The sequence below is a fragment of the Martinezella lusitana genome (assembly GCF_014207095.1).
In the GTDB taxonomy this organism is placed as follows: domain Bacteria; phylum Pseudomonadota; class Alphaproteobacteria; order Rhizobiales; family Rhizobiaceae; genus Rhizobium; species Rhizobium lusitanum_B.
The window spans coordinates 90,429-112,387 of record NZ_JACHBG010000017.1; the positions used below are offsets into that span (position 1 = coordinate 90,429).

Below are 21,959 nucleotides of genomic sequence, written 5' to 3' on the forward strand. Positions count from 1 at the left end.
ATGCACACCACCAGCACCTGGGGAAAGAGGCTCAAAGCTTTTTGTCCGACTTTCAGGCATTTTGGAGGAAACATGGTTAACGCTAGAGGGGTGGCGTAACGTTTTGTCTGTTTCCGATACAGAATGATCTAATTTCGAGTTACCACATTCTGCCAAAGGCCGTGTAACGGTCGTTCTCTTCCTCAAGTTTAGGTGTGACTATGTGGCGAAGAGCTACGAGCGCCCTCAAGGTTGCCGCTCGATAGACCGGATCAACGACGAGTTCCGGATCGCCAATAGGGACCTCGGTGAAAAGCTGCGAGATGTCTTTTTTAGAGACCGCGATCCGGGCCAGGCAGGTTCGTTCCCTCATAATGTCAGGCATGCTCATCTTCTGCAGGGGCAAGGGATCGAGGCTATTGACCGAAAAGATAAAACTCAGGCTGGGCTCATCGTCTTCTTCAAGTGAAGTGACGTAGACACCGGAGACGTACCTATCCATTTCATTTTTCAGATATAGACCGGCCCCGTAGCCAAAATGAGCGTAGAAGCAGGCCGGATAGGTTCCGTCCGGCAAACTATTGAATTCGATGGCCGTTGCATCGGCGAGTTCCTCCATCAAGGCCGAAAAATCGAATATTCTTCTGCCCTTGTGCGCCCACCGGTTGATTGTATTGGTAATTGCCACGGAGTCATGGACGCGGCGGTCGAATTCCTCCTGAGGCAGTCCCGCATAGGCTTGTCGGCTGATCTCGTCCAACGTGTGCGAGGGGTTTTGCGCCTGCAGCGTCTGCAGACGCTCGCGGCATGTGTCGATACTCTGGGTCAAGCGAACCGGATGGTACGTTTTGTTGATCAGGTTCATTTCTCACCCCTTGCATTACGGGGACAGTGGCGCAACGGCCAGCAAGACACAAAGCTATGCAACTCGGTTAGGCTGCGTCAAAGCGACAACGCTTTCTCTACCTATCGCGTCAACAACTTGCCTTCATTCAAGAGGCAGATAATTCGCCTTTTGAGGCGGCGATCAAGACGACTCACGACTTGAGCCGATGCCAGATGGACCTATAGCTCGGAGGTGTATTTAGCAACTCATAACCTATCGATCATCAGTTCGAAACTAACCGATCCGTTTGGGCTTTTCTTGCTCGCCACATACCTCTGAACTTTCGCCACTCAAATTGAACAAAACGCTCGCAGTGATAGCGAAATCAACGTTTCGAGCCGTTGCATGCCATATCATGTTGCGTTTGAGGGCGCTCAGAGTGGATGTGCCATCGCATATTGGTAAGGCGTTCAGTCCGAGATTGCAGTCAATCGAACGTCAAAATTTGAGTTTGCGCATGAATAAACAGCACCGAATGGTGGAATGGCAATTACTTTAAAGGCTTGCGGCCGACCAAAACCTCGATTGTGATAGAATCACATGCATCCGAGACTTTGTCATGCCGACCGAAAAATCCAATGAATGGTTGCCCGATCCGTTCGAAAACCTTCTACGATACGAAACGTCCGGCTCCGTGCGGATGGTAGGGACGATGTTGTCCACCGACAAAAAGTGGTTCGAAGCCAACCTCAGCGAGGAAAATCTATCTCGTTGCGCCAGCATCGCCGCTCGACTGGATCAATGGAAAGCAATTGAAGCCGTACACGGCGAAGGCTCAGCTTTGAACCCCGATCATCAAGTTCTCGCAAATCTAATTTCGAGCGTCGAAAGTTGGAAGCGCGACTACGAGCCACTTCTTGCCAACGCCCATCGGTTTAAGGCCTTTATGGATGATAATTGGCTTTGGCACCAATCATGAAATCCCGTGCGTCGTGATAGCCGTCAAAGAGTTTGGAAGCCTCTCGGAAAGAAACACTTCCTATCTCAATAGTTTTCAGTTTTCCCTCTTCGAAGGAAACACTTATGCGTTGGGCAGTAAGGAAATAATCTGAAACCGCTTCAAAGAATTTCGCCATGATTTCAAGTGACTCATCGGCAACAAGTTCGCGAATGAGACTGCGAAGCTCCTCTAAGCCGGTGGCTTCTCTGAGCTTCCCATCTGCAAGGAATGCATAAAAGAGAGTTTTTGAACCGAACTTTATCGCGATTACTTCCCGCATCTTACCCTCGGACGATTTGACTGTCTGCCGAGGACATAATTGCTTTTTGATTTCGGAAGCGTTTCCAATCAAGCGACCCAGTGCGTAGGCTATCTCCAGCGAGGTACGCCCTTCAGGGCAATCTCACCGTCATGAACGAACGTCACGCTGTATCGGGCCCTAGAAACGCCGACGTATAGCTCGGGTCTGACCCCATCGATATGTTCGTAGTTTCCCGTCTTCAGCCACTTCAAAGCCTTCAGATGCGGAAAAACGAGAACTCGGTCGAACTCCATTCCCTTTGCCTCGCCAAAATTCATGGCTGGCAACCCAGCACAGGCCGTTTTTACAGATAGCCGGAGAACCTGCGGATCGAAGGTGCGGTAATAATCACTCACTTCGTCCGGCCTGATTGCAAACACGCCGTCATGACCCGTCAGGTCCTTGTTTTGCGATTGTGTCTTCTCGTGGTCGGGATAGAAGCTGTCAGCTAGGTCTGCGATCAGTTGGTTGCACCGATGGGTCTCAACCCGGTGTTCCAGTTGGGCGAGCTTCTTTTTCTCCCACTCCTGAAATTTCTTGATGATATCAGGCCCACGAAAACCTTTGTGTCGATTGGAATTGTTGGTTGTGAAGGTCGATTGCCGTGGATCACCCACGAGAACTACTTCGAGCTTCGATCTGAGCATCAGGTCGATGATGTCGAGGTCATACCCGGCAACATCCTGAATTTCGTCGATGTAGATTCGCGTAAAACGCTGCTCCAAACGTTGGAAGATCGCGCCGCCCGCTGCGGCGTTGCAGTCGCAAATGAATTCCGCAAGCCTGTTTGAATAGATCGTTGACGAGTTGCCGAAATAGTAGCGACCGACGTCGGCCTTTGGAGCGAACCTGTCTACCGTCGTTTCTGTCCAGAAAATGCCGTCGATCCGCTTCTCGTATTTGTAGTTCCGATACGGCCGGGCCATTTCACGGAGAAGGAAGGTGTACCAGGGAATGATTTCTACGTGTTGCGGGATTGTTAGCCCTCGCTGATAGAACTTGGCCTGAATCTCGCGAACGTTGTTCCTAGTGTAGGTGACGATTGCCGACCGGACCGACTTGTCGGCCAGCACCTCGTCAACGATGCGGGTCGTCTTGCCTCCACCTGCAGCAGCGATGACGATTCGATTAGGCGACCGCACGATCAATATATCCCGGCACGTTCCACGCCTTATCAGTTTCCAGGAGTCGAAGAGCGACCTCAGTTTTGTTGTTCTTCATGAATTTCAGTAGATCATCGTTCGTGGCATATGTGGTGCCGAGAATATCGTTCAACACACTCCGGTCATTGGCCTTGAGCAGTTGTGGTTCCAAGGTCTTGGCGGTCTCATCGGGATCGTACTGAATTGAGATATGTGCGTGGTTGAGGTAGTCGACATACTTTTGCTGCAGCCTTGCCACGTCACCATCGTTGTCGGTGACAACATCAACCCGGATGTTCAAAATTTCGGCAATTTCCAGGAAGCGTTTGAATGCCAGGGAGCTGACACTGATGACATCGACGCCCGCCTCAATGGGCATCTTTCCATGCTTTCGATGGAAGGCCTTCTGGACAATAAGCTCGTCGGACGGACCTTCAACGAGGATCGCACGCTTCGAGAGCACGAGTCGAAGGGTATCGTAGCCGGGCAATTTCAGGAAATAGTCCCGGGTTTTCGGATCAAGTGCTGTCAGCTTGATCGCGGCTCCATTCATGAACATCAGAACGGAATCGACACCGAGCTTGTTCATAACGTAGCTGCTGTGGGTGGTGATCAGTAGTTGTCGGTCTCCGCGTTTTGTGGCGATATGATTGATCAACCCGGCCAGATTTGAGAACGACAAATGGTTTTCGGCTTCCTCGATTAAAAAGACGTGGGAGTTATCCGCAATGTCCAATGCAAGTTTGATCTTCACGGCGCTCTGCTCGCCTTTGCCGATGAGGGTCATCGGAATATCATCGAGATGAGGCATGACCCCCGACTCCCAGTTGGCGCGGGCGGAGCTGTCGAGCGACACGGTGATCGCCTTGTCGGAAACGTTCCCTTTCTTTGCTTCCAAGCCTGAATTGATCGCCGCCACCTTTGGGTCGGCGAGAAAGCGATCTTTCATCTGACGGTACGAGAGCGCGAGGCTGACCTGTTCCTCGCGGGTCAGACTGTCTTTGACCACATCAAGCACATATCGATTAGCGACACCATTGCTGCGCAGGGTGCTTGCATCAATGAAACTGGGTTTGATTGGGATGGATCGCGCCGTAACGTCGTTGTCCGCGAAATCGCGCCACCGGACAATGTAGTGTTCGACCGGGACCGTTCTGATGAGCGAGGGGTCCTTAATGTAGTCCGCGTACTCTGCCTTGTAGCCCTCGTTAAATTCAATGAGCATTCTGATGCCTGGAACATCAAGTTTTAGGAAATTGTTTCGTCCCTTCATCTTGCTCAGCGCAGTATCGTCGGCAAAATATAACTCGATCAGGATCGGAGGTGGGGGGCTAACGTGTCCTTTGTTCAGCCGCTCAATGTACATTCGGACGATCTGGGAATTGAACAGGTAGGGATGCAGCTCCCCTTGGATAGCTCGACCGTTGATTTGGCCGCTTAGCGCCAGATGGATTGCTTCCATCAAAGTCGATTTTCCGCATTCGTTGTCACCGACGATGACGTTGAGATTTGGATTTAGGTCGATGGTTGAATTGTGGAGACAGCGATAGTTTTTGATTACGACCTTCGTTATGTGCACTCAAACCCTCGCAATCTACCTGCGACGCAGGCGAATCAGCACCATTTCGTTCTTGGATTTCTACCGCACTCACAACGTCTGATACAACTATCGCGTTTACATTCCAGTTTTAGAGGTCGCAAATGCGACTCGTGAATACATCGAATTGGAACCAAACGACGTGATCCGGCTGCTTGTCAGAACCAGGGTCCGGGTGAACGGTTGCCTTCGAACTCGGCTCATCGAATATTTCCAAGGAGTGAAAGTCCCGGCTAGGTCCTGGACGCATGCTCCCGAGCTGAGCCTTCAGCAGGAAGAGCAAGCGTCTGCCTCAGCAGTTCGGGGACTGGCATCAATAAGCTATTAATACTATATATAGTGTTTGCAGCCACCGTCACTACACGATAACTCAACTTCAGTCCACCGACGCGTCGAGGCTGCACATGGAATTCATATGGAAAAAGGGAGTGGGGTTTAAGGTCACGGTTGCGCCGAGATTTGCTCTTGTCGCATGCAGCCTTGTTCTTGCTCTGCAAGCGCCCGATTACTTGCCCCACTGGTTTTCGATCCTTCGTGCGGCACTGGCGGGCTAGTCATTATAGCAAAAAAGCCTCCCGGCGTGAACCGAGAGGCTTCATGTCATTCAATCTTCCGCTACGGGAAAATTCTAGTAAACAGCGAGACCAACCCAATGATCCGCATATCGGTGATACCGAAGGAGTGGACCATTCTGTAAGTCTCGCCCTTGGCATTGCGATATTCCAGCGCAAGGAGTGAAAACACTCTGAGCCCCTTCATATTGCTGCACGAGAAGCCTCCAAGGCAGACCATTCTCGTGCTCGTTAAGCCGACGCTCCGCAAGGGTTTCCTTCATTAGGGCCGTAATGAAACCGCTGCGGGGGAAACGTCGTGGCCTTTTTCCGTGGGGTGCTAAAGCACTAGCAGCACTCGCATGTAGGTAGAATGGGTATGCTGTTCAAGGCGATTACGGTGAATTTCACATCATACGTACAGACGTCAGGGAGTAACAGCTCCCACGTTTAATGAGAGGGCAGTCAGGCCCGGTGAGAGCCTAGTCCAACTCGCTGCACTTGATATCAATGTTTGCGGGAGATCTTTCGGTTGCCTGAATGAATCGTCGTAACTTGTCACTTTCAATGACCACCGCCGTCAGCCTACCCGTTGCATATGCGCCCGTGTCGACCGCGATCCGGTGAGGATAAGTTTCCGGCAGATCAGTCTCGGTCGGCGTGTGACCATGCACAATGATCTTTTCAAATTGGCCACGATGATCGAGAAACTCCTCCCGTATCCATCGCAGATCGAACGAATTCTGATCGGCAATAGGAACGCCAGGCCGAATACCCGCGTGCACGAAACAGTGCGCTCCAATAACCACTTTGTCGACAGCGTTCCTCAGCAGCGAATGATGGTGCCCATAATATTCATGGACGAACGCTGCAAACTGTTGAACGGTTGGCCTGTTACCAGGAAGATATGACCGCATGGTAGCCTGACCGCCGTTGCCTTCCAGCCAAATCGTTGCGTCCGTCTCCGTCAGAAGACCTTCGAGGGCAAGTAGGAGATACTCGTCGTGGTTCCCAAGGATCAGCTGCGATCCTGGAAAGCGATCCATCGCCTCATCGACGAGTTCCAGCGCTTCTTTGCTATCCGGCCCCCGGTCGATGATGTCGCCAAGGAAGATGATGACCGCACTTTGATCGCCCGCGTCGTCCGCAATGGCGTCCAGCAACGGGCGCAACAAATCCGCTCGACCGTGTACGTCTCCGATAGCATAGATTGGCTGCTCACTCTTCACTTCGAACGGTCCGCTTTTTCCTTGCGCCATAGGATGTCAGGCTCGTTATCGTGAAAAATGGAAACGAGCAATGCGTTACCCCCATCCCTGCCGCATCACAATGTTCCACGCGATCTCGTCAACTAGGATGAATGCCGTCCGCAACACCTGGGCGGACGCCTTGGCGAACTCCACATTGCGGCAATCACGTCGGCAAGAGCAGGCCATACAAGGCTGGGCTTTGTCTCGGGAGATGGCTGCCGTGAACGAGATCGAGCAAGCCGACCGCTTTTAAACGTTAGCACTGATAAGCCGTTGGCGGAAGACATCCTGCTGACGCCGGGTCGAATTGTCGATGCATCGGCCTTGATCAACGGATTGCCAGATAATGAGTGGCAGGCTGCATGCCTTCGGGATGTCCGCGTACAATTCAACGAAGCGTACTTCTGCTTCGGAAAGCAGAAAAGCCTGATCATCGATCCGGTAGAGGGGCTGTATTTCGAGGGCGCGTACGTCAAGAAGGCGAACCGCTATGGGAAGTGGACGTACGATTTTATTCTCGTCGCGAATGACAACAAGGAAGCAGACAAGGCATTCGACACTAGTCGTGTCTTCCTACGGGACGAGAACCTGGACGAGGAGATTGAGCGGCGGCTTGCAGAGGCCCGCCTCGCGGGCAAGGGAACTCAGCAACTTGATCAAATTTTCCTAAGTCTGGACAAGCAGGCGTTCGCTGATGAGACTGTTCCTACCCTGGCTAGCGCTCCTGTAGCAGAATACATTCGTATTTTCAAAACCTACGACGGGGACGAGTTGAGAACGATATTGGCTGGTGTCTTCCAATACAGTCGTGTCGGAAATGCCACCGATGACATGAAGACCATCGTTTCAAAGTCCCGCGAAGCGCTAGTAGTCATTGGCCAGGAATCCAAATTAAATGCGGAGCGAGTGAAGGAGTGGGGTATTACGATCTCTACTAATCGGACCGCTCAAGGATAAATGACTGCATTTGGCTGAACTCAGCGAAAAGTCCAGCGAGACAGTTTCCAGGAACGGGCGTCAATTTCTGACCAAGGTGGGCGAATTGAGGAATAACCCAGTGGATAGCTCAATTCGTTTGCCGAGAACCGAGCTTCGCTTTTCTTAGCCCCCTCAAAATCAAAACCATTGCTTGATCTACATAAGGAGTTGTGGCCAGCACACGATTCTCTTCGCTCGATAATCCATTTCGAAGGGCTTTCCCGTTGAACGCGCTGAAGCGCTCGCGACCTGGCCAATCCCGAATGCTTTTCGCTTCCAACACGCCAATCGCTTCGGCAACATCTCGGGCACAGCCGCCAAAGCCTCCCATGATGTATAGAGGTTGTTTGCCTTGCAGCGAATATAGTGCTTCCTCTGCGATCCCCGGCATATCCCCCTTATATTCATTGACTTTGCCACCGAGGATTATTCTCGCGTCAGTCTCAGCCAACATCGTGTGACGCATTGCCGATAGCCCCTTTACCCACTCTAAATCCGTCGGCGGGTGGCTAGGTAGCTTGTGCCGCTCTTCCAGTCCGATCTCTTTTCCATCGATGTCGAGAAGCCGAAGTTCAGCAGTACCCTGTAGATCCGTAGCCGCCTGATCTAGTTCCTGCGGCGCTTTGGCAATATGAATGGGCCAGGCTAGGTAGTTCGTCACTCCGAGTTTGTCGTCGCCTATCGTATCTCGGCGGTATCGTGCAGCCAGCTCGAACAACAGGTTACTGAAACCGCCGACGCGGAGGTCTCCGCCGTATACCAGTTTTGCGCCAAGCGCGAGCGTATGACGCGCGATCTCGGCCATTGCGTCTCGAAGGTGTTCATCGTCGAGGCCAAGTTCGGCCATGTCCGGGCTTTCCGATGTGGACACGGCAATCGTTCTATTGTCCAGAAGTTCTTGATAGCTCATCTGACGGCTCCTGCTAGCCACTCTGTGGCACTGCGTAGCTGTATATTTGGCGCGATTGCATGAAATAATCGTTCCTCCTCCCGGCCGAGAGGAGGATCAGGATAGACGACAATTGACTTTTTGCCTTTCGAGTCTGGCACAAGCGTGGCGAGGGAGATCAGCTCGGGCGGTCGAGGCACGAAAGTGACGCGCAACTTGCTTTTCTTGGGACGCATTAGTTCAACTCGGCACTGCCACAAAAAGTCTCTTAGAATTTCGTCCAATAACGCGCGTATGACAATATCGACGCGTGGAGATTTCTCATTATCCAATCGAATGATTGGGACGTTTCCCAAATATGGGAAGCCTCGCTCGTCCTTGTCCGCGAGACAATTCGCGATGACAAGTGGTCGGTTATGCCGCTTAGCCTCAACAATCTCGCGGCGACACCATTCTCGGGACGAGTAAGAATCCGTGTGGATCGCAATAACAGCGCTCACCTTGACTTGCGAAAGTAAGACCTTTTGGAACCGCAATCCGGGTGGGATATCATAAACGTCGAAGAATGAACCCAAACCGTCGGTCAAGGTCAGCTTTCTCCGAATGGCGGTTGCCACCAGTTCACCGGCCTTGTTTCCATCGTGCTTCGAATGACTAAGAAAGATGTCAACCTTCTTGAGAAAACGAAGGAGAGCTTTTTCACTCTTTCCCGGTTTCTTCAAATGAGCGAGATAATGTCGAAGCATTCGGCAAAATTGGAAAGTCAGGTGCCCGATCAGAGCGTCAGTTCGGCTCTGTACGTCGCCGTTCCATTGATACCATCGTATCGCCTGTTCGCTGAGGTTTAGGTCGCGAAGTAGGTCGGGCTCGATAACGACGGGAAAAAGCCTTGTCCCAAGGCCAGCTTCATCGGTCTGGTCCGCCAGCGCTCTAAGATAGGTGAGCCAAACCTCGTCTTCGGTGTAATTCTTATCGACGAGAACAATGACTGCGGAGGTCTCTGCTGTTGAGAAATCTATTGGGAGAGGCCCACCTCTGTCATTGGATAACACGAAGCGATAGACAACGGGTATACCAGTACCGCCAGTTATCTTCTCGTAGCTCTCTCGGCGAAAGTGCTCAAACATGGCTTTCGCGATGTCGTGCCCCATCGCAAATTGCGGATGCCATACGACGTAGATAACGATGAAAGGGCGAGCCGTATCTGCCATGCAATCCCTCGTTTTTGCTCGCTAGGCACGCAACCGATAAGTGGTAATGTAGTCGAGAATCAGCTTGGCGGATAGTGAGCTTTGGGTTGTCCCGTCGACCGGCACAATTATTTGACCTCAAGCTTAGAAGGGTTTTTTAGGCTTGTTACCTTGCTCGCTCTTCGGTCGTGGTTCACCCCAATCAGTGATGATGGACGTGATTATCTCCGCAAGCGCTGGCACTACGGACGACCGCGCAGCAACAGCAAGATTTTTGCGGACATTGGCTGGGATTTGATCTCGTAGTGCGTTTAATTCATCCATTGCTTCCTGAAAGCCAGATTGGCGTGGCGGCTCGCCGCTTGAAAAATTCTCTAAGAGATCAAGCGCCTCGGCAATCGCTTTTCCACACCCACCGTAAGCTCCCAAAGCGATGACTGGCTTTCCCGCCGAAAGCATCCCGATCGCTTCTTCAGCCACGCCGGGAAGATGGCCATAATATTGATCTCGCGGGTTTTCCAACAGTCCAGTCTTTCCGCCTATCGTTATACAGGCGCTGGAGTTTGTAGTCTTCATACGCCTGGCGAAGGAGAAAGCTTCTTCGACATTCTCATGAGAGATCTTCACAGGGAATGTTGAGCTGTCGTATTCCTCTTGATCTAGGCCATCTGGCGAGAACACGAGTGTGTCGCCATTGATTTGTATCACGCCGTGACTCTCGCCGATGCAGGCGTACGTGACTATTTTCTGTGATTGGCGGCCAATTAAAGTCTTGCGAAACCGGTCGTATCCCGCTTCCACGAGACTAGGCTCGTCAATAACATGAATGAACGTGGGTGCCGATTTCCCTGGTGGGAGGTTGGAAAGCGCAGACGCAATTTTATCTGTAAGCCCACCCGGAGCCAAATTGCCGCCGTAGACAATCACAGCACTTTTTTGGGTTAGCGCTGTACACAGCAGCGACAATGCGTCCTCAAATGTCTTTTTGGATGCGGAGTTCTCTACTTCCGGAGGCAAGCTTGCGGATATCAAGATGGCTTTCCCGCCCAAATCGGACATTCACTTCATCCTTTGAGATTGCGAGTTATCAGGTGGATTGGCGGCTGAGATCGGATTCCTAAAAAGTCAAGGATAGAGTAACAGCTCGCCTTCGGGTAGAGGTGGCGTCTCAAAAAGCTCGCGTCTGCTCAATAGATCGCCAAATATTTTCGCGATCGCTGATAGGCGAATACATGAGCTATATCGTTGATGGCTCAAGAATATACAGCTGATGCTTGTGTCTCGGCTTATGGTAGCTTGGACACGGGCCGTGTCTCGGCTTCCGTTAAAGTTGCTAAAGCTCGTCGCGCTCGGTTGGATGCAAAACGACAGAGGCTGCTCGGATTCGATGGACGCCGCCGCATCGAGTTCAGAACATCGCCAATTGCTGAGAGCCCCGTGCGGCTGACGGCAGACCGTAGAGGCCTTCAATCCCAGATATGAAGTCGCTTTGGCCGCCGTAGCTCGGATGGCGAACCTGCATCGCCTCAATGCCCAGGTCGGCCAAGGCGAACTGCGCATCACGTCCGACGGCAACAACTATTCGGGGATCAAGCACATCAAGTAACCAACTGAGCAGCGGACGACAGGCGTTTCGCTCGGTCCGAGTATGGCAACGATTGGACTGCGGGTCACCATGTTCGTGCGGATGAAGTGGGAAGACGTTCCACAAAAATACTGGTCGCTGGATACGATTCAGCGTTTCCCATATGACGCTCGCTGTTCTTTCAGCCAAGGCTGGGCCTTTGGTAGCGCGAACGAGAGGCAGGTCGCCATATAGAATGGAATGGTCCGTAAGGTGGGCCTCGTCTGTAAGCGCGAGGCCTGTCCGCCGTCCGCCACGATATCCAAGATCCCGAGCAATCCAGATTGAATCGACCTTACGCTCTATTGCCGCATCGAGGACCAACTTCAGATTCTTTCTGCGAATAGCTGGAGCGTCGTCCTGGTCAAAATCATCGCAGGCATCGGAATAGGGATTGAAAGCATCCGTGAATGAAAGATTGGCTAGCGTTTCAACAAACTGAGCGGTATTCATCATGGAAGTTCCTCTATCGACAGCGCCCGCTTCTCTATATCAAGCTTGATCCGACCGCGACGGCTTTCTCGAAGAAATCGAAAAGCGTGATTTCCCTGCAGGATTGCTTCCTCCCAAAGCCAGAGGGGTGAGGAGTGCACCTCGTATCCACGAACAAACTGCCGGACATTCTTGAGGAATGTTAGACTGAGATCGCCCGGCCTTTGATCGGCAAAAAAATCAAAATCCTTCGCAATTCCAAATACATATGTCGCGACCCCCTCTTCAATCAGAGCGGCACGAGCGCCATCCTCTCCCTCGTCGACACGCGCTTTGCTTTTTCGCTTACGTTTGAGAAGCGCACGGGTAACGGGGGACCATCCAAGCACTGCAGCATAGGCATAATGGAAAACATCGTGGAAACGGTAGTCATCAGGCTGCATGATGTTGTCGGTCAGGCGATCTCCTATAAATAGGCCTCTGCAACTTTGAAGCACGTATCGCTTACCGTTGCTGGCCTCGCGCTCAAAAATGTCGATTTCCAGGGAGCGAGGCAGTTGCTCGTCTTCGGGGAATTGGCCATCAAATAAAGGGGGATACACACGCTCCTGCGGCCAACGATCTTCTGTCTTTTGAAGATTGGCGCGAGCTGCCTCTTCAAGAAGAACATCCGCCTCGTTCGCTGCTTGCACAAGATGCTGCAAGACGCTGGTCAATCGCGTTTGAAAAGTCCCATTGTCACCTTGCGCCCCGTCGATGTTGGCTGCGAGTTCACCCGTAGCCGCCGCCAAACGTAGCAGGGTCTTCTCGAACTGAACGCTCGGCGTGTTCATCGGCAAAGAATGCTGCGGTTGAAGCGCTGAGAAAGCAACATCAGCACCGGAGACGTCGTTCGCCAGCGAAGCGAGCTTAATTCCCGCATGTTCTGTAATAATCGCCAAATACCACAGGGTGTCGCCCAATTCTTCAAGCACGGTCTGCTCATAGCCGATGATCGCTGCCTTGTCGCGCTGACGCTTCTTTACCTCGCTTAGCAGGCTTCCAACTTCCCCAACGAGGCCAAGAACTGGGAGATCAAATCCATTGCCTTTGTTGCGCGTACGGTCGCTCCGAGCTGCAAGTGTTTGGTATTCATTCAGTCCAAGCGAAGCGCCCGTCATTGCAATCCTCCTAGCGTAGCCTCAACCATTCAAATGGGGTCCCTTGCAAACGTCGCGGGGCGATTGATCCAGCTAAACAACAAGTTTGGTTTTCATCTCGTCACCGGTAAATTTGGATCGATCGATCCCGGTCTTGCGGAGATCATTTTTTGACCGCCGTGAAACTTGGACAACTTCTTCCGTGAAAAACGGAAGATCTTTGTAAGTTCTGTACTGCAGCTTTATTTCATCATGGCCGATTCGACATAGGCAATTGTCTGGTCGATCGTTCCGGTATTTCTTACAATCTCGACCGTATACTTCTCGCGTTCGCGGTTTGCTAGGTCGACGTAACTTTCGCGGAGAGCTTTCCAATAGGTCAGGTCTTCGCGGCGATCGATCGGACTGTCTCTATCGATCAGAAATGCCACTGTGGGCTTGATGTCTCCCCAGACCGTTTCCTCGGCCCCGACGAGCTTTTTCAATGCCCTTTGCGTCCCGCCGCCAACACCTCCGTAAACCAGCGTTGACCACCAAAACCGATCGAGAACGACGTTCTTACCGCTTGCAATCCAGGGTCTAATGCGTGTTTCAATAACGTCAATGTGGGCTGCGATATGAAGGGCCTGTCTTGCCAACTCGGACATTTGCTTGATGCCGAATGCTTCAGGGGTATGATGGATCTGATAAACGGCGCGGCCCAACGTTCCTTCGTCTCGGCCTGGAAAACTCAAAAACTCAAAATCCGAGCTTAGTAATCGACCTCGTAGCTCTTGCACGAGGGTTGTCTTTCCGACTCCATCAGGACCTTCAAATATGAACAGTTTTCCAGTCATCAACACCACCACCACTATCGAAAACTAATTCAACCTATGGTACTTGAGTCGTCAAGAAGGTGGAGAAGTAAAATGGCAGGTAGACGTCACGTTTTTATTAGTCATCACCACGCGGATGATGAGCATGTCTCGAAGTTGACAAATTCGCTTGCCCGCAAAGGCTACGAAATCCGGAACAGCTCAATCAGAGCCAAGCCCGCGAACAAAGAACGCTTGGAGAAAGGACTAGTAAGCGATAACGCGATTAAGCGTCTTTTGAGGATCAAGATGGCTTGGGCATCGACGGTTATCGTCCTGATCGGGAAGGAGACGCACGCGAGACCTTGGGTAAACTGGGAGATTAAGAAAGCTCACGAGCTGGGCAAGCGTATTGTCGGTGTTTTCACCAGGGGTGGCACGGAAGCAGATGTTCCACCTGCTTTCGAGGACTATGGCAGCGCTTTGGTGAGTTGGAACCCAGACAAGATTATCGAGGCTGTCGAAGGCAAGGATAACGATTTTCAGGAACCCGACGGTTCCCCGCGCGAGCCCGTGCACATTCCCTCCACATCACGCTGCTGATCCATGAGCGTCTATATCTACGTTGTAGCGCGGGACTTTGGTTTCGCGCCCAATCCGTTTCACGGTGTGTGTACGCTTGCGACCTGCAAGCCGATCGTTCGGCGAATGGCTGCTGAGGGCGATTGGATTTTCGGGATGGGGGGGACCAAGCTGGGCGCGGTAGGTCGCTGCATATTCGCGATGCAAGTGACAGAATGCATGCAGTTCGATGAATATTGGGCCGATCCTAGATTCAAAGACAAACGGCCGGTTCGCAACGGAAGCCGGACAATGATGCTGGGCGACAATATCTATCATCGGGCAAACGGGCAGTGGCAGCAGCTCGATTCCCATCACAGTCGTCCAGATGGATCGCCTGACATTCATAATATCAAAACAGATACGGGAACTGATCGCGTTCTGATATCGAAACATTTCTTCTATTTCGGCAAAGATGCTCCAGAGGTTCCGAAGGAAATCTTAGAAAAAATTCGATACAAAAACCTCAGAGGGCACCGCGTGTATCTAGATGACCAATGCCGCGAACTTCTTGACTGGTTGACCGCGACCCAGTCTAAGAACCTAAACAGAGTCGTCGATGATCCGTTTCAATTCCACCAAAGTGCAGCTCGATACTCCGTCAGCGACGACAAAATTTTAGACTAGTTGGGACTTGGGCCAGTTGTTAGGCCAAAGCCACCTACCCACGAATAGACTTGCGATGACGGTAGTTCAGGAATTCCGATAGAATGACCGAAAATTCAATGAAATCTTTGAAAACGAGCACGTTCAGGTTGGAAATGGCGCAGCTTTCCGACGCAAGTGTCTTTGGGTCTGAGTTTATTGAACTATACGGCGATCAGGTCTGGACACAAGACATACCGAATACCGCAGCTGCCCATCAATTTAGGACAGAGTTGATTTCGCGAATTGCGACGAACCGCCTTTCGTATGGTAGCGGAACAGAAAAGCGTGCACTGGAAAGCATTGTTGAGCTTTTCGAAAAGGCTCGGAAGATAACTGCGGACAACATTGGTTGCGGCACATTCGAAATACTGGTCTGGCACACGCTAAATTCAGTCGTCAGGCAATTTACCGCGAAATGGCATCCGCTAAGTAATTCCGGTGCGCTTGATGCTCTCGATTCGAGTGACATTTTTCGTGCTGAACTCTACGGAATTCAGTCCACCCTACGGGAATTAGAGCGCGGACTTGCCTTGTTGGAAGGCGGGGCATCCTCTTATGATCCAGCGGTTGGCGTCGCTAATGGTGGGGCAAGCGGCCATCTCCAGGGTGCATTATGGCGACCTGCAGGTGGTTTAGCAACCTTTGCGGACCTCGAACGAAATGCGGTTGAAGAACGAAGGAAAACCTACAAGGTAACCCATGAAGATTGGGCCGCAGGTCTCGCGATATCGGGAGGAGGGATACGCAGCGCAACATTCTCGCTCGGCGTGCTCGCTGCACTGGCCCGCCGCAACCTGCTGCCTGAGTTCGACTATCTATCAACCGTGTCCGGCGGCGGCTACACAGGTTGCTTCCTTACTTCGTTACTCGGACGCGGTGACCTATCGCCTAGTGAAGGTCTACGCAGCAACCAACTTCCATTCAAGCGCAACGAACAGGAGTCCGAGCTGCTGATGGGTGTCCGACAGAGAGCAAGTTTTCTTTCTGCTGGTTTTATCGAGCGCCTACTTCTTGTTATGCGTTCCAGCTACGGTGTTTTCGTGAATGTCGTCCTGATCTTCAGTGCGATCGCAGCTTTCGCGGCGATGGAGGTCGCTCTACGGCTTGGTTTCGAGAGTGCACATATCCCCACATGGCTTGCTTGGATTTTTCCGCTTGCTTCAGTATGCCTTCTTGGCGTGGTTGCAACGAAAGAACGACTTCAGTTGGGTGAGCTGAACGCGTGGCATCTTATATTGGGCACGTTATTTTTCGCTCCATTGGTCTGGATTGCCCTCCGATCCTTCCACGATGGCATTTCCAAAATAACGGATACGTTCGGCGGGTACCTGGGATTGAGTGGTCTTACCTCGTCGCTTCTTGTCGGCTCCATCGCGATTTCCTTGCTTGGGGGAACGCTTGCCGTCCAAGCACGAGCGCGGTCCCTGATGGCGGCCATCGTTACGGTCGTCTTTTTGCTATTCGTGGAACATTCATTTTTCATCGTGTTCGGTTCGCAGTCAGTATTTAAAACTGGTTGCGTGTTGGCAGCATGCGCGGCGGTGGTCCTGTTACTCTGGTCAGTAACCAACGTTAACGCGACATCTTTATATCGATATTACCGTTCAAAGCTTGCGACGGCCTTCATTTATGTTTCTCCGGGCGCGATGCCACCGAAGGTCAGCGAAATCGCGCCGGGAAATTCGCTTTATCCCATAATTAATTGCGCATTGAATGCGCCTGGCTCCGAAGATCCGCGAATGCGAGGCCGCCTCGCGGACGTCTTCTCATTCACGCCGCATATGACCGGAAGCACGGTTCTCGGACACAGCGTAACCAGAGACTGGGAGCGGTGGAATCCAACGTTTGATTTGGCATCGGCTATGGCGCTTTCGGGAGCGGCTGTATCTCCTCAGATGGGTTTAAGCACATCCAAGCACGGGAGTTTCTGGCTTACACTGTTCAATGCTCGTCTCCACGCGTGGTTGAGAAACCCAGATCTCGTGCCCAAGGACGAGCAGTCTGACAAATCAAAATGGTACCGTAGAAGTCCTGGGCTCGGATATTTGGTCCGTGAATTTATGGGTAACGCCGATGAGAAACTCCCATATGTAAACATTTCAGATGGCGGTCATATCGAGAACCTCGGCATTTACGAACTTTTACGTCGTCGCTGCAGATACATTGTCGCAATCGACGGTGAGGCCGATCCACGGATGACCTTCCACGCACTGACGAACTTACAACGGTTGGCGTATATTGATATGGGTATCCAGATTGATGCTGATTTGGATGAGTTGCGGTTACAAGAGACGGGTTTTAGCCGTTCGCACTTTCGATTCTGTAGAATTCGATACCCGACAGACCAAGGTGTGGATTGCTGGGAGGTTGGCTACCTACTATATGTAAAGCTCTCGTTGACCGGCAACGAAGGGGAATTCCTGCGGCGTTATCGCCTGGACGAGCCGACCTTCCCACATCATTCGACTGCAGATCAGTTTTTCACTGAAACCCAATTTGAGGCCTACCGTTCGCTCGGAGAACACGTCGGGGACAAGCTCTTCATGGAGGCGATCATCGAGGATTTGGCGAATAAGCCGCCGATTGGAGTGCAGGAATGGATGGGAAAATACATCAAGAATTTTCCACCAGCGTTTGCGATCTAAAACTCGCGCAGCAATGGGTTGTCCTGGTTTAACGCGAGACATGACAGGATAGGCAATTTTTTGGGAGCAGCGAGGTCACACAAATTTTCCCGGGCTGAAGACAAGAGGCGGACATGTTTTCTCAATGGAGGAGGCATCATGATGCTCGTTCAGGTGCCGAGTTTGACCAAACTTTAGCGTTTCATCGAGCTTTCGAAGCTAGTGGCGCGTTGATTAAATTGCAAGATGACATCGTCGCGACATCGGTGATCCCAGACGCCGTCTTCGTTGTCTTCCATTGTCGCTTAGTACAGCGGGTTCTTTCGTTGGCCGCTCCAACAAAATGGAGTCGAATACCCGGATTGAACTTTGTTCTTGCTTCGTTCATAAACTTGCGGTCGTCGTAACGGCAACGGAGATGGGCATGAAAATGACTTACAACGGTCGACCATTTGACGTTGCCGACTTTGCAAGAGACATTGATCGTCAAATGCTGGAAAGCGTGAAAGTTCAAATCAGGGAGCGCTTCGCCTCAATCCGCAACCCCGAGACAGGCGAGTTTCCCACGGTTTTGGTCCATGGCGAACGACTTGATGACATTCGGTTGACGATAGAAGGTTCGCCGGAAATCCTTGAGCTGGTTAAAAAGCGAATGTCGTTAGATGATCAGGATGCCGTGGACTTCGTTCCCCTTCACGACGGCCCCCCAAGAGCATTTCTCAGTTACTCGTTCGAAGATCGAGACTTGGCAAAAGCGATTGCCACAGGTTTGATGGCGAACGGCGTAGATACCTGGTGGGCTGAATGGGAGATTGGGCTTGGCGACAGCCTTCGCCGGAAAATCGATGACGGCTTAGGTAAGTGCAGTCACTTCATTGTTCTTCTTACCCCCAATGCCATGGAAAGGCCTTGGGTTCAGGAGGAAATGGACGCCGGTCTCGTGAGACAGATTTCCGGGCAAGCGCGATTTATACCCTTGCGTCATGGCCTTACGGTTTTGGACCTGCCTCCTTTGCTTTCCGGGAAGTATTCGCCAGAAATTGACGTCATCGGGCTGGATCAAAACATACGTGATATCGCTAACGACATCCATGGGATATCACGCAAGCCGATACTAGGTCCCGCACCGAGCGCAATTGAGCTTCCGCCTACAGACTATTCAAAAACCGCCACGGCGATAGCTAAAGTTTTCGTTGAGGGTACTCAAACGGCTCTCTTTGCCGACCCGCAAATGACAGTAGAAGAGCTGACGGCCATCATTGAGGTCTCTGAGGAAGATGTGGAGGATGCGCTGCACGAGTTGCGGGATTTTGTAAATGTGACTCACCGTCGTGTGTTGCCACAGGCTGATTTGTTCGCGCAGTTCGACAAATATTTCATGGCGTGGTCGCCCGAGCAGGATGCATTACGGATTGCAGCCGATCTTATTAATGATCCGGAGATGCCGTATCAAACTGGGCTGGTCGCCGATCGCTACGGCTGGAACCAAAGACGCATGAATCCGGCACTCGCGTATCTCTTGGCTCGTAATTTAATTGTGGACTACAGGGCGCTTGCAAATGATTTCGCCACCGTTCGCGTTGTTAAGACAGAAGCCACCCGTAGGTTCGTCAGAAGCCGTAGCTAGAAATTGTGCTTTATGCCGAAGCGCCGACAGGCGCGAGAATGCCTTCGGCTCTCTCTTTTATGTCGCCGAATGCCCGTTGTTCCTTGCAAGCTCAAATAGTCCCATTGCCTGATCAATGGAGATTGTAATCGAGATGAATAATGAATTCGCCGTTTTTGCTTTCGCTGGTAACTTTTCCAGCACCGAACGTCGTGTGGCTATCCAAAGCCGGAATGTTGAGTACGCTGAAGGTATCGCGCAGCAGATGACGATTGAGTGCGGTTTTCAACCTGTTGCCTTTAGATTTGAGACGATGTCAGATGATGGAAGCATACAAAACCGAAGTGGATGGTTCTATCTCGGTGGGACCGTAGAGACCTTGCAGGATATCACAGGCAAAAATGAACCCGGCGATAGTCGCCTTATCCACTTTCTCGAAGAAAGTGGCCTCAACAAGATTGTCACAAACAATTGCCCTTACCTCGTCCGTTTTCCGCTTCGCGACCAAGATCAAGTTTTATCCTGGGAGCCGGTAGCGGAAAACGGCTTCGGTATGAGGTAGGTTTATTCCTTGCCACGTTGCAACGCAGCTTCGGCTTCCGCCAGTAACTTTTCACTTATCTTCCAGCCATTTAGCGTGTCATCCCATCTGCCATTTGCAGCCGCGATGACACGCTTCTGCATAGGAAAAGATCCGTTGAGATGGATCTTTTTTCCGATCTTTTCGGCCACAAGTATTCCATCTGGTACGACAATTCGTGTAGCAGCCTCACGAGGCTGGCCATCGAATTTTCGCTGAAGAGGTGGCTGGTCCTCAACCAGCCGCACTATCTCTCGACCTGCTGATTGCATCGCACGGATGGGATCGCTTTTGCTGGCAGCATGGCTGTAGGGAATTGGCGTGATGCCAGCAAGATTAGTGGGAAGTTTAATTTCATAGTCGCCTGGAGCGACAAAAAAGGTTCGTTCTTTGCCGAGCGCTCCCATGAACAATCCCAGTTCCAATATCACATTATCTCTTGGGGCAAGGGCATTCTTTTCCCTGGAGGTAACGTCGTCATCAGGCGTCAGCAAAAAAATCGCAAAGTCAACCTGGCTTGTAACTCTTATCAAGTTGTCCAAATGGCTGTGATTAACGCGAAATTTGCAGAGACCGCTTTTGTCGCTAGCCCGACCGCAATAAAGTGGCTGCTCAAACTGATCCTGGAGAGCATCAGCCACGCGTGCGCTTTCGTTAGAATGACCCAAAAATATGTTTTTCATAATATCCCCAATGGCTATTTGAACGCAGGCTTCTAGTCGCAGAGAAATTTCTAAAATAGCGTAAAAAGTGTAAATTCTGTTTCTGCATGCTTAACGGGAGGTGACTGGCTCTTTGATTCCTTTTGCAGTGAACTTAGGGAAAGATGTCGTTTTATAAGCAGGGATCCCGTTGAAGATGAGCTGGGTCTATCGTCAGCTATAGGGAAATCCTTAAAGGTGGACGCAACAAACGCCGGTCCAAGCTGCAACTGTTGAATCACCTAAGAAGCATGGGGATATCTTGGTAACTTGATGCACGGCTAACATCTCGGCAAATAAGGTTGAGGTTAGGTGCCTTCCGTTGAGCGCGTCGAAATCCTTCCAATGTACGTTTGTCGACGAGCGCGAGATCCACGTATGCGGCCAGGCATGCCAGGTGTGTGTCGTTTAGATCGCTTCCCTTACGCTCCTTAAGTGGAGGTCCGTGACGCCGGAGTTCCGAAGAGATTATCCATGTCGGCACGCGGTCCATGGTAACCGACCGTTTGAGATCACGAAAAGGGATGCCAGAATCCTGTGTCGTGATTTTCATCTGCTGAAAAAATAGCCCATACTCCAGCACCTCTCCGACTGTAGCGTCGGGCCTGACATCCGACGGTTCCACTCCCTGAGCCGCCAGACTTTGCCAGATCAATGCTTCAACGCTATTGGGTAAGCTTTGTATTTCTTCGGCAACCTGCCTTATAAATTTCGTCGCTACGGTGCGGGGCTCCTGAATGCGTTTATCGCCGTGACGGAGAATATCTAAGGCAAGGCTGCCCTCGATGACTTCTAGTTGTCGTTTGATTTCTTTTTCGCTCCTGAACCGACCGTTTAGCAACTCTGAAAATGGCTTGGATGAGATGTCAATGGCATTTGTCCGCGTAACGGCTACTAAGGCGCGAGCATCGCGAGACCGATCAAGGAAGATTTCGCGCAGAGAAAGCCATAGGTCAGGCTCGGGGCCAAGAAAATCCGCGCCACTCCCGACTTGGATCAACGATGCAGCACTGGTGTCACGTATCCGAACAAGATTGGCCTCTGGATTGGCATGGGCTGCCAGAATTTCTGATCTCATCATTGATGTTACACCGCTCGGACCATTGGGTGGCTCCTGACGACCAATCCAGGCTATGAATGGTAGAGAGTGTAGAAATCTGATCCGGGAGCGGACCAGATTGGCATCTTCATGTGCACATAGTTCCTCAAGGTGATGAAGGGTGAATATCGGAAGCACGCCTCGGCTGCTTTGCCATTCGGCAAAAGCTTGTGCTCGCTTTCTCTCGGCGCTCTTATGTGAGAGACTATCACGAATCCAAAGGGCGAGATGTGAGGTATCCAAGGCAAGGAAGAAAGGCTTCTGCAGACCGTTCATTTGTATTCCATTCCCTGGGTAATTTACTCAGCAGCCACGTTGATGGATCTGCAACTTTAGCTTGTTCTTCTCTCATATTTCCCAGGCTGCCAAGCATTCTTTTCTAGCTTTC

At 51.5% G+C, this 21,959-nt stretch carries 21 protein-coding genes; 7 read left to right on the plus strand and 14 right to left on the minus strand.

Annotation, left to right across the window (positions count from 1 at the left end; all coding sequences use genetic code 11):
• Positions 1–139: 139 nt before the first annotated feature.
• Positions 140–844, minus strand: a complete 705-nt coding sequence (locus GGD46_RS25430) for a hypothetical protein (RefSeq protein WP_184709233.1) — start codon at positions 842–844, stop codon at positions 140–142.
• Positions 845–1,424: 580 nt separating this feature from the next.
• Between GGD46_RS25430 and GGD46_RS25435 the strand changes: the two genes are divergently transcribed.
• Positions 1,425–1,784 carry a hypothetical protein gene (locus GGD46_RS25435; RefSeq protein ID WP_184709235.1) on the plus strand — a complete coding sequence of 120 codons (360 nt, stop codon included), beginning with the start codon at positions 1,425–1,427 and terminating at the stop codon, positions 1,782–1,784.
• On the opposite strand, the gene GGD46_RS25440 is transcribed toward GGD46_RS25435, so the two are convergent.
• The 5 genes from GGD46_RS25440 to GGD46_RS25455 form a co-directional block, all read right to left on the minus strand.
• On the minus strand, positions 1,750–2,085 hold the full coding sequence (locus GGD46_RS25440) for a hypothetical protein (RefSeq protein ID WP_184709237.1): 336 nt from the start codon (positions 2,083–2,085) through the stop codon (positions 1,750–1,752). The genes GGD46_RS25435 and GGD46_RS25440 overlap by 35 nt on opposite strands.
• Before the next feature lie 89 nt (positions 2,086–2,174).
• On the minus strand, positions 2,175–3,248 hold the full coding sequence (locus tag GGD46_RS25445; RefSeq protein WP_184709239.1) for a UvrD-helicase domain-containing protein: 1,074 nt from the start codon (positions 3,246–3,248) through the stop codon (positions 2,175–2,177).
• On the minus strand, positions 3,235–4,827 hold the full coding sequence (locus tag GGD46_RS34440; protein WP_184709241.1) for an ATP-dependent nuclease: 1,593 nt from the start codon (positions 4,825–4,827) through the stop codon (positions 3,235–3,237). The genes GGD46_RS25445 and GGD46_RS34440 overlap by 14 nt, the downstream gene beginning before the upstream one ends.
• Before the next feature lie 633 nt (positions 4,828–5,460).
• Entirely contained in the window at positions 5,461–5,589 is a 129-nt protein-coding gene (locus GGD46_RS34305; RefSeq protein WP_281414732.1) for a hypothetical protein, read from the minus strand.
• A 289-nt stretch (positions 5,590–5,878) separates the two neighbouring features.
• Positions 5,879–6,655, minus strand: a complete 777-nt coding sequence (locus tag GGD46_RS25455) for a metallophosphoesterase (protein WP_184709243.1) — start codon at positions 6,653–6,655, stop codon at positions 5,879–5,881.
• A 264-nt stretch (positions 6,656–6,919) separates the two neighbouring features.
• On the opposite strand from GGD46_RS25455, the gene GGD46_RS25460 reads away from it, so the two are divergent.
• Positions 6,920–7,603 (plus strand): hypothetical protein, encoded by a 684-nt coding sequence (locus GGD46_RS25460; protein WP_184709245.1) that lies wholly within the window; start codon positions 6,920–6,922, stop codon positions 7,601–7,603.
• Between the two features lie 109 nt (positions 7,604–7,712).
• Here GGD46_RS25460 and GGD46_RS25465 read toward each other — a convergent pair whose 3' ends face one another.
• From GGD46_RS25465 to GGD46_RS25490, 6 genes are all read right to left on the minus strand, one after another.
• Positions 7,713–8,534 (minus strand): hypothetical protein, encoded by an 822-nt coding sequence (locus GGD46_RS25465; RefSeq protein ID WP_184709246.1) that lies wholly within the window; start codon positions 8,532–8,534, stop codon positions 7,713–7,715.
• A complete protein-coding gene (locus GGD46_RS25470; protein WP_184709248.1) occupies positions 8,531–9,724 on the minus strand; it encodes a toll/interleukin-1 receptor domain-containing protein in 1,194 nt (397 codons plus the stop codon). Before GGD46_RS25470 ends, GGD46_RS25465 begins: the two co-directional genes overlap by 4 nt.
• Before the next feature lie 123 nt (positions 9,725–9,847).
• Positions 9,848–10,762 carry a hypothetical protein gene (locus GGD46_RS25475; protein ID WP_184709250.1) on the minus strand — a complete coding sequence of 305 codons (915 nt, stop codon included), beginning with the start codon at positions 10,760–10,762 and terminating at the stop codon, positions 9,848–9,850.
• A 349-nt stretch (positions 10,763–11,111) separates the two neighbouring features.
• Positions 11,112–11,783 carry a uracil-DNA glycosylase gene (locus GGD46_RS25480; RefSeq protein WP_246806475.1) on the minus strand — a complete coding sequence of 224 codons (672 nt, stop codon included), beginning with the start codon at positions 11,781–11,783 and terminating at the stop codon, positions 11,112–11,114.
• Positions 11,780–12,919, minus strand: a complete 1,140-nt coding sequence (locus tag GGD46_RS25485) for a nucleoside triphosphate pyrophosphohydrolase family protein (protein ID WP_184709252.1) — start codon at positions 12,917–12,919, stop codon at positions 11,780–11,782. Before GGD46_RS25485 ends, GGD46_RS25480 begins: the two co-directional genes overlap by 4 nt.
• A gap of 221 nt (positions 12,920–13,140) precedes the next feature.
• On the minus strand, positions 13,141–13,734 hold the full coding sequence (locus tag GGD46_RS25490; protein ID WP_184709255.1) for a dTMP kinase: 594 nt from the start codon (positions 13,732–13,734) through the stop codon (positions 13,141–13,143).
• Positions 13,735–13,806: 72 nt separating this feature from the next.
• On the opposite strand from GGD46_RS25490, the gene GGD46_RS25495 reads away from it, so the two are divergent.
• The 5 genes from GGD46_RS25495 (at position 13,807) to GGD46_RS25515 (ending at position 19,753) form a co-directional block, all read left to right on the plus strand.
• Positions 13,807–14,295, plus strand: coding sequence for a TIR domain-containing protein (locus tag GGD46_RS25495; protein WP_184709257.1), 489 nt, complete (start codon positions 13,807–13,809; stop codon positions 14,293–14,295).
• Between the two features lie 3 nt (positions 14,296–14,298).
• The gene (locus GGD46_RS25500; protein ID WP_184709259.1) at positions 14,299–14,940 is read left to right on the plus strand and encodes a hypothetical protein; all 642 of its coding nucleotides are present in this window, start codon (positions 14,299–14,301) and stop codon (positions 14,938–14,940) included.
• Between the two features lie 83 nt (positions 14,941–15,023).
• Positions 15,024–17,606 (plus strand): patatin-like phospholipase family protein, encoded by a 2,583-nt coding sequence (locus GGD46_RS25505; protein WP_246806476.1) that lies wholly within the window; start codon positions 15,024–15,026, stop codon positions 17,604–17,606.
• A gap of 403 nt (positions 17,607–18,009) precedes the next feature.
• Positions 18,010–19,212 (plus strand): toll/interleukin-1 receptor domain-containing protein, encoded by a 1,203-nt coding sequence (locus GGD46_RS25510; RefSeq protein ID WP_184709261.1) that lies wholly within the window; start codon positions 18,010–18,012, stop codon positions 19,210–19,212.
• Between the two features lie 133 nt (positions 19,213–19,345).
• The gene (locus tag GGD46_RS25515) at positions 19,346–19,753 is read left to right on the plus strand and encodes a hypothetical protein (RefSeq protein WP_184709263.1); all 408 of its coding nucleotides are present in this window, start codon (positions 19,346–19,348) and stop codon (positions 19,751–19,753) included.
• Between the two features lie 2 nt (positions 19,754–19,755).
• On the opposite strand, the gene GGD46_RS25520 is transcribed toward GGD46_RS25515, so the two are convergent.
• Both GGD46_RS25520 and GGD46_RS25525 read right to left on the minus strand, forming a co-directional pair.
• Positions 19,756–20,454 carry a TIR domain-containing protein gene (locus tag GGD46_RS25520; RefSeq protein WP_184709265.1) on the minus strand — a complete coding sequence of 233 codons (699 nt, stop codon included), beginning with the start codon at positions 20,452–20,454 and terminating at the stop codon, positions 19,756–19,758.
• Between the two features lie 256 nt (positions 20,455–20,710).
• Positions 20,711–21,847 (minus strand): hypothetical protein, encoded by a 1,137-nt coding sequence (locus GGD46_RS25525; RefSeq protein WP_184709267.1) that lies wholly within the window; start codon positions 21,845–21,847, stop codon positions 20,711–20,713.
• Positions 21,848–21,959: the final 112 nt, after the last annotated feature.

Excerpts from the sequence above, each read along its gene's own strand:
- GGD46_RS25430 (WP_184709233.1), bottom strand. The coding sequence starts at position 844 with ATGAACCTGATCAACAAAACGTACCATCCGGTTCGCTTGACCCAGAGT.
- GGD46_RS25440 (WP_184709237.1), bottom strand. The coding sequence starts at position 2,085 with ATGCGGGAAGTAATCGCGATAAAGTTCGGTTCAAAAACTCTCTTTTAT.
- GGD46_RS25510 (WP_184709261.1), top strand. The coding sequence starts at position 18,010 with ATGAAAATGACTTACAACGGTCGACCATTTGACGTTGCCGACTTTGCA.
- GGD46_RS25495 (WP_184709257.1), top strand. The coding sequence starts at position 13,807 with ATGGCAGGTAGACGTCACGTTTTTATTAGTCATCACCACGCGGATGAT.
- GGD46_RS25515 (WP_184709263.1), top strand. The coding sequence starts at position 19,346 with ATGAATAATGAATTCGCCGTTTTTGCTTTCGCTGGTAACTTTTCCAGC.
- GGD46_RS25525 (WP_184709267.1), bottom strand. The coding sequence starts at position 21,847 with ATGAACGGTCTGCAGAAGCCTTTCTTCCTTGCCTTGGATACCTCACAT.
- GGD46_RS25500 (WP_184709259.1), top strand. The coding sequence starts at position 14,299 with ATGAGCGTCTATATCTACGTTGTAGCGCGGGACTTTGGTTTCGCGCCC.
- GGD46_RS25455 (WP_184709243.1), bottom strand. The coding sequence starts at position 6,655 with ATGGCGCAAGGAAAAAGCGGACCGTTCGAAGTGAAGAGTGAGCAGCCA.
- GGD46_RS25485 (WP_184709252.1), bottom strand. The coding sequence starts at position 12,919 with ATGACGGGCGCTTCGCTTGGACTGAATGAATACCAAACACTTGCAGCT.
- GGD46_RS25480 (WP_246806475.1), bottom strand. The coding sequence starts at position 11,783 with ATGATGAATACCGCTCAGTTTGTTGAAACGCTAGCCAATCTTTCATTC.
- GGD46_RS25520 (WP_184709265.1), bottom strand. The coding sequence starts at position 20,454 with ATGAAAAACATATTTTTGGGTCATTCTAACGAAAGCGCACGCGTGGCT.
- GGD46_RS25435 (WP_184709235.1), top strand. The coding sequence starts at position 1,425 with ATGCCGACCGAAAAATCCAATGAATGGTTGCCCGATCCGTTCGAAAAC.
- GGD46_RS25470 (WP_184709248.1), bottom strand. The coding sequence starts at position 9,724 with ATGGCAGATACGGCTCGCCCTTTCATCGTTATCTACGTCGTATGGCAT.
- GGD46_RS25505 (WP_246806476.1), top strand. The coding sequence starts at position 15,024 with ATGACCGAAAATTCAATGAAATCTTTGAAAACGAGCACGTTCAGGTTG.
- GGD46_RS25475 (WP_184709250.1), bottom strand. The coding sequence starts at position 10,762 with ATGTCCGATTTGGGCGGGAAAGCCATCTTGATATCCGCAAGCTTGCCT.
- GGD46_RS25465 (WP_184709246.1), bottom strand. The coding sequence starts at position 8,534 with ATGAGCTATCAAGAACTTCTGGACAATAGAACGATTGCCGTGTCCACA.
- GGD46_RS25490 (WP_184709255.1), bottom strand. The coding sequence starts at position 13,734 with ATGACTGGAAAACTGTTCATATTTGAAGGTCCTGATGGAGTCGGAAAG.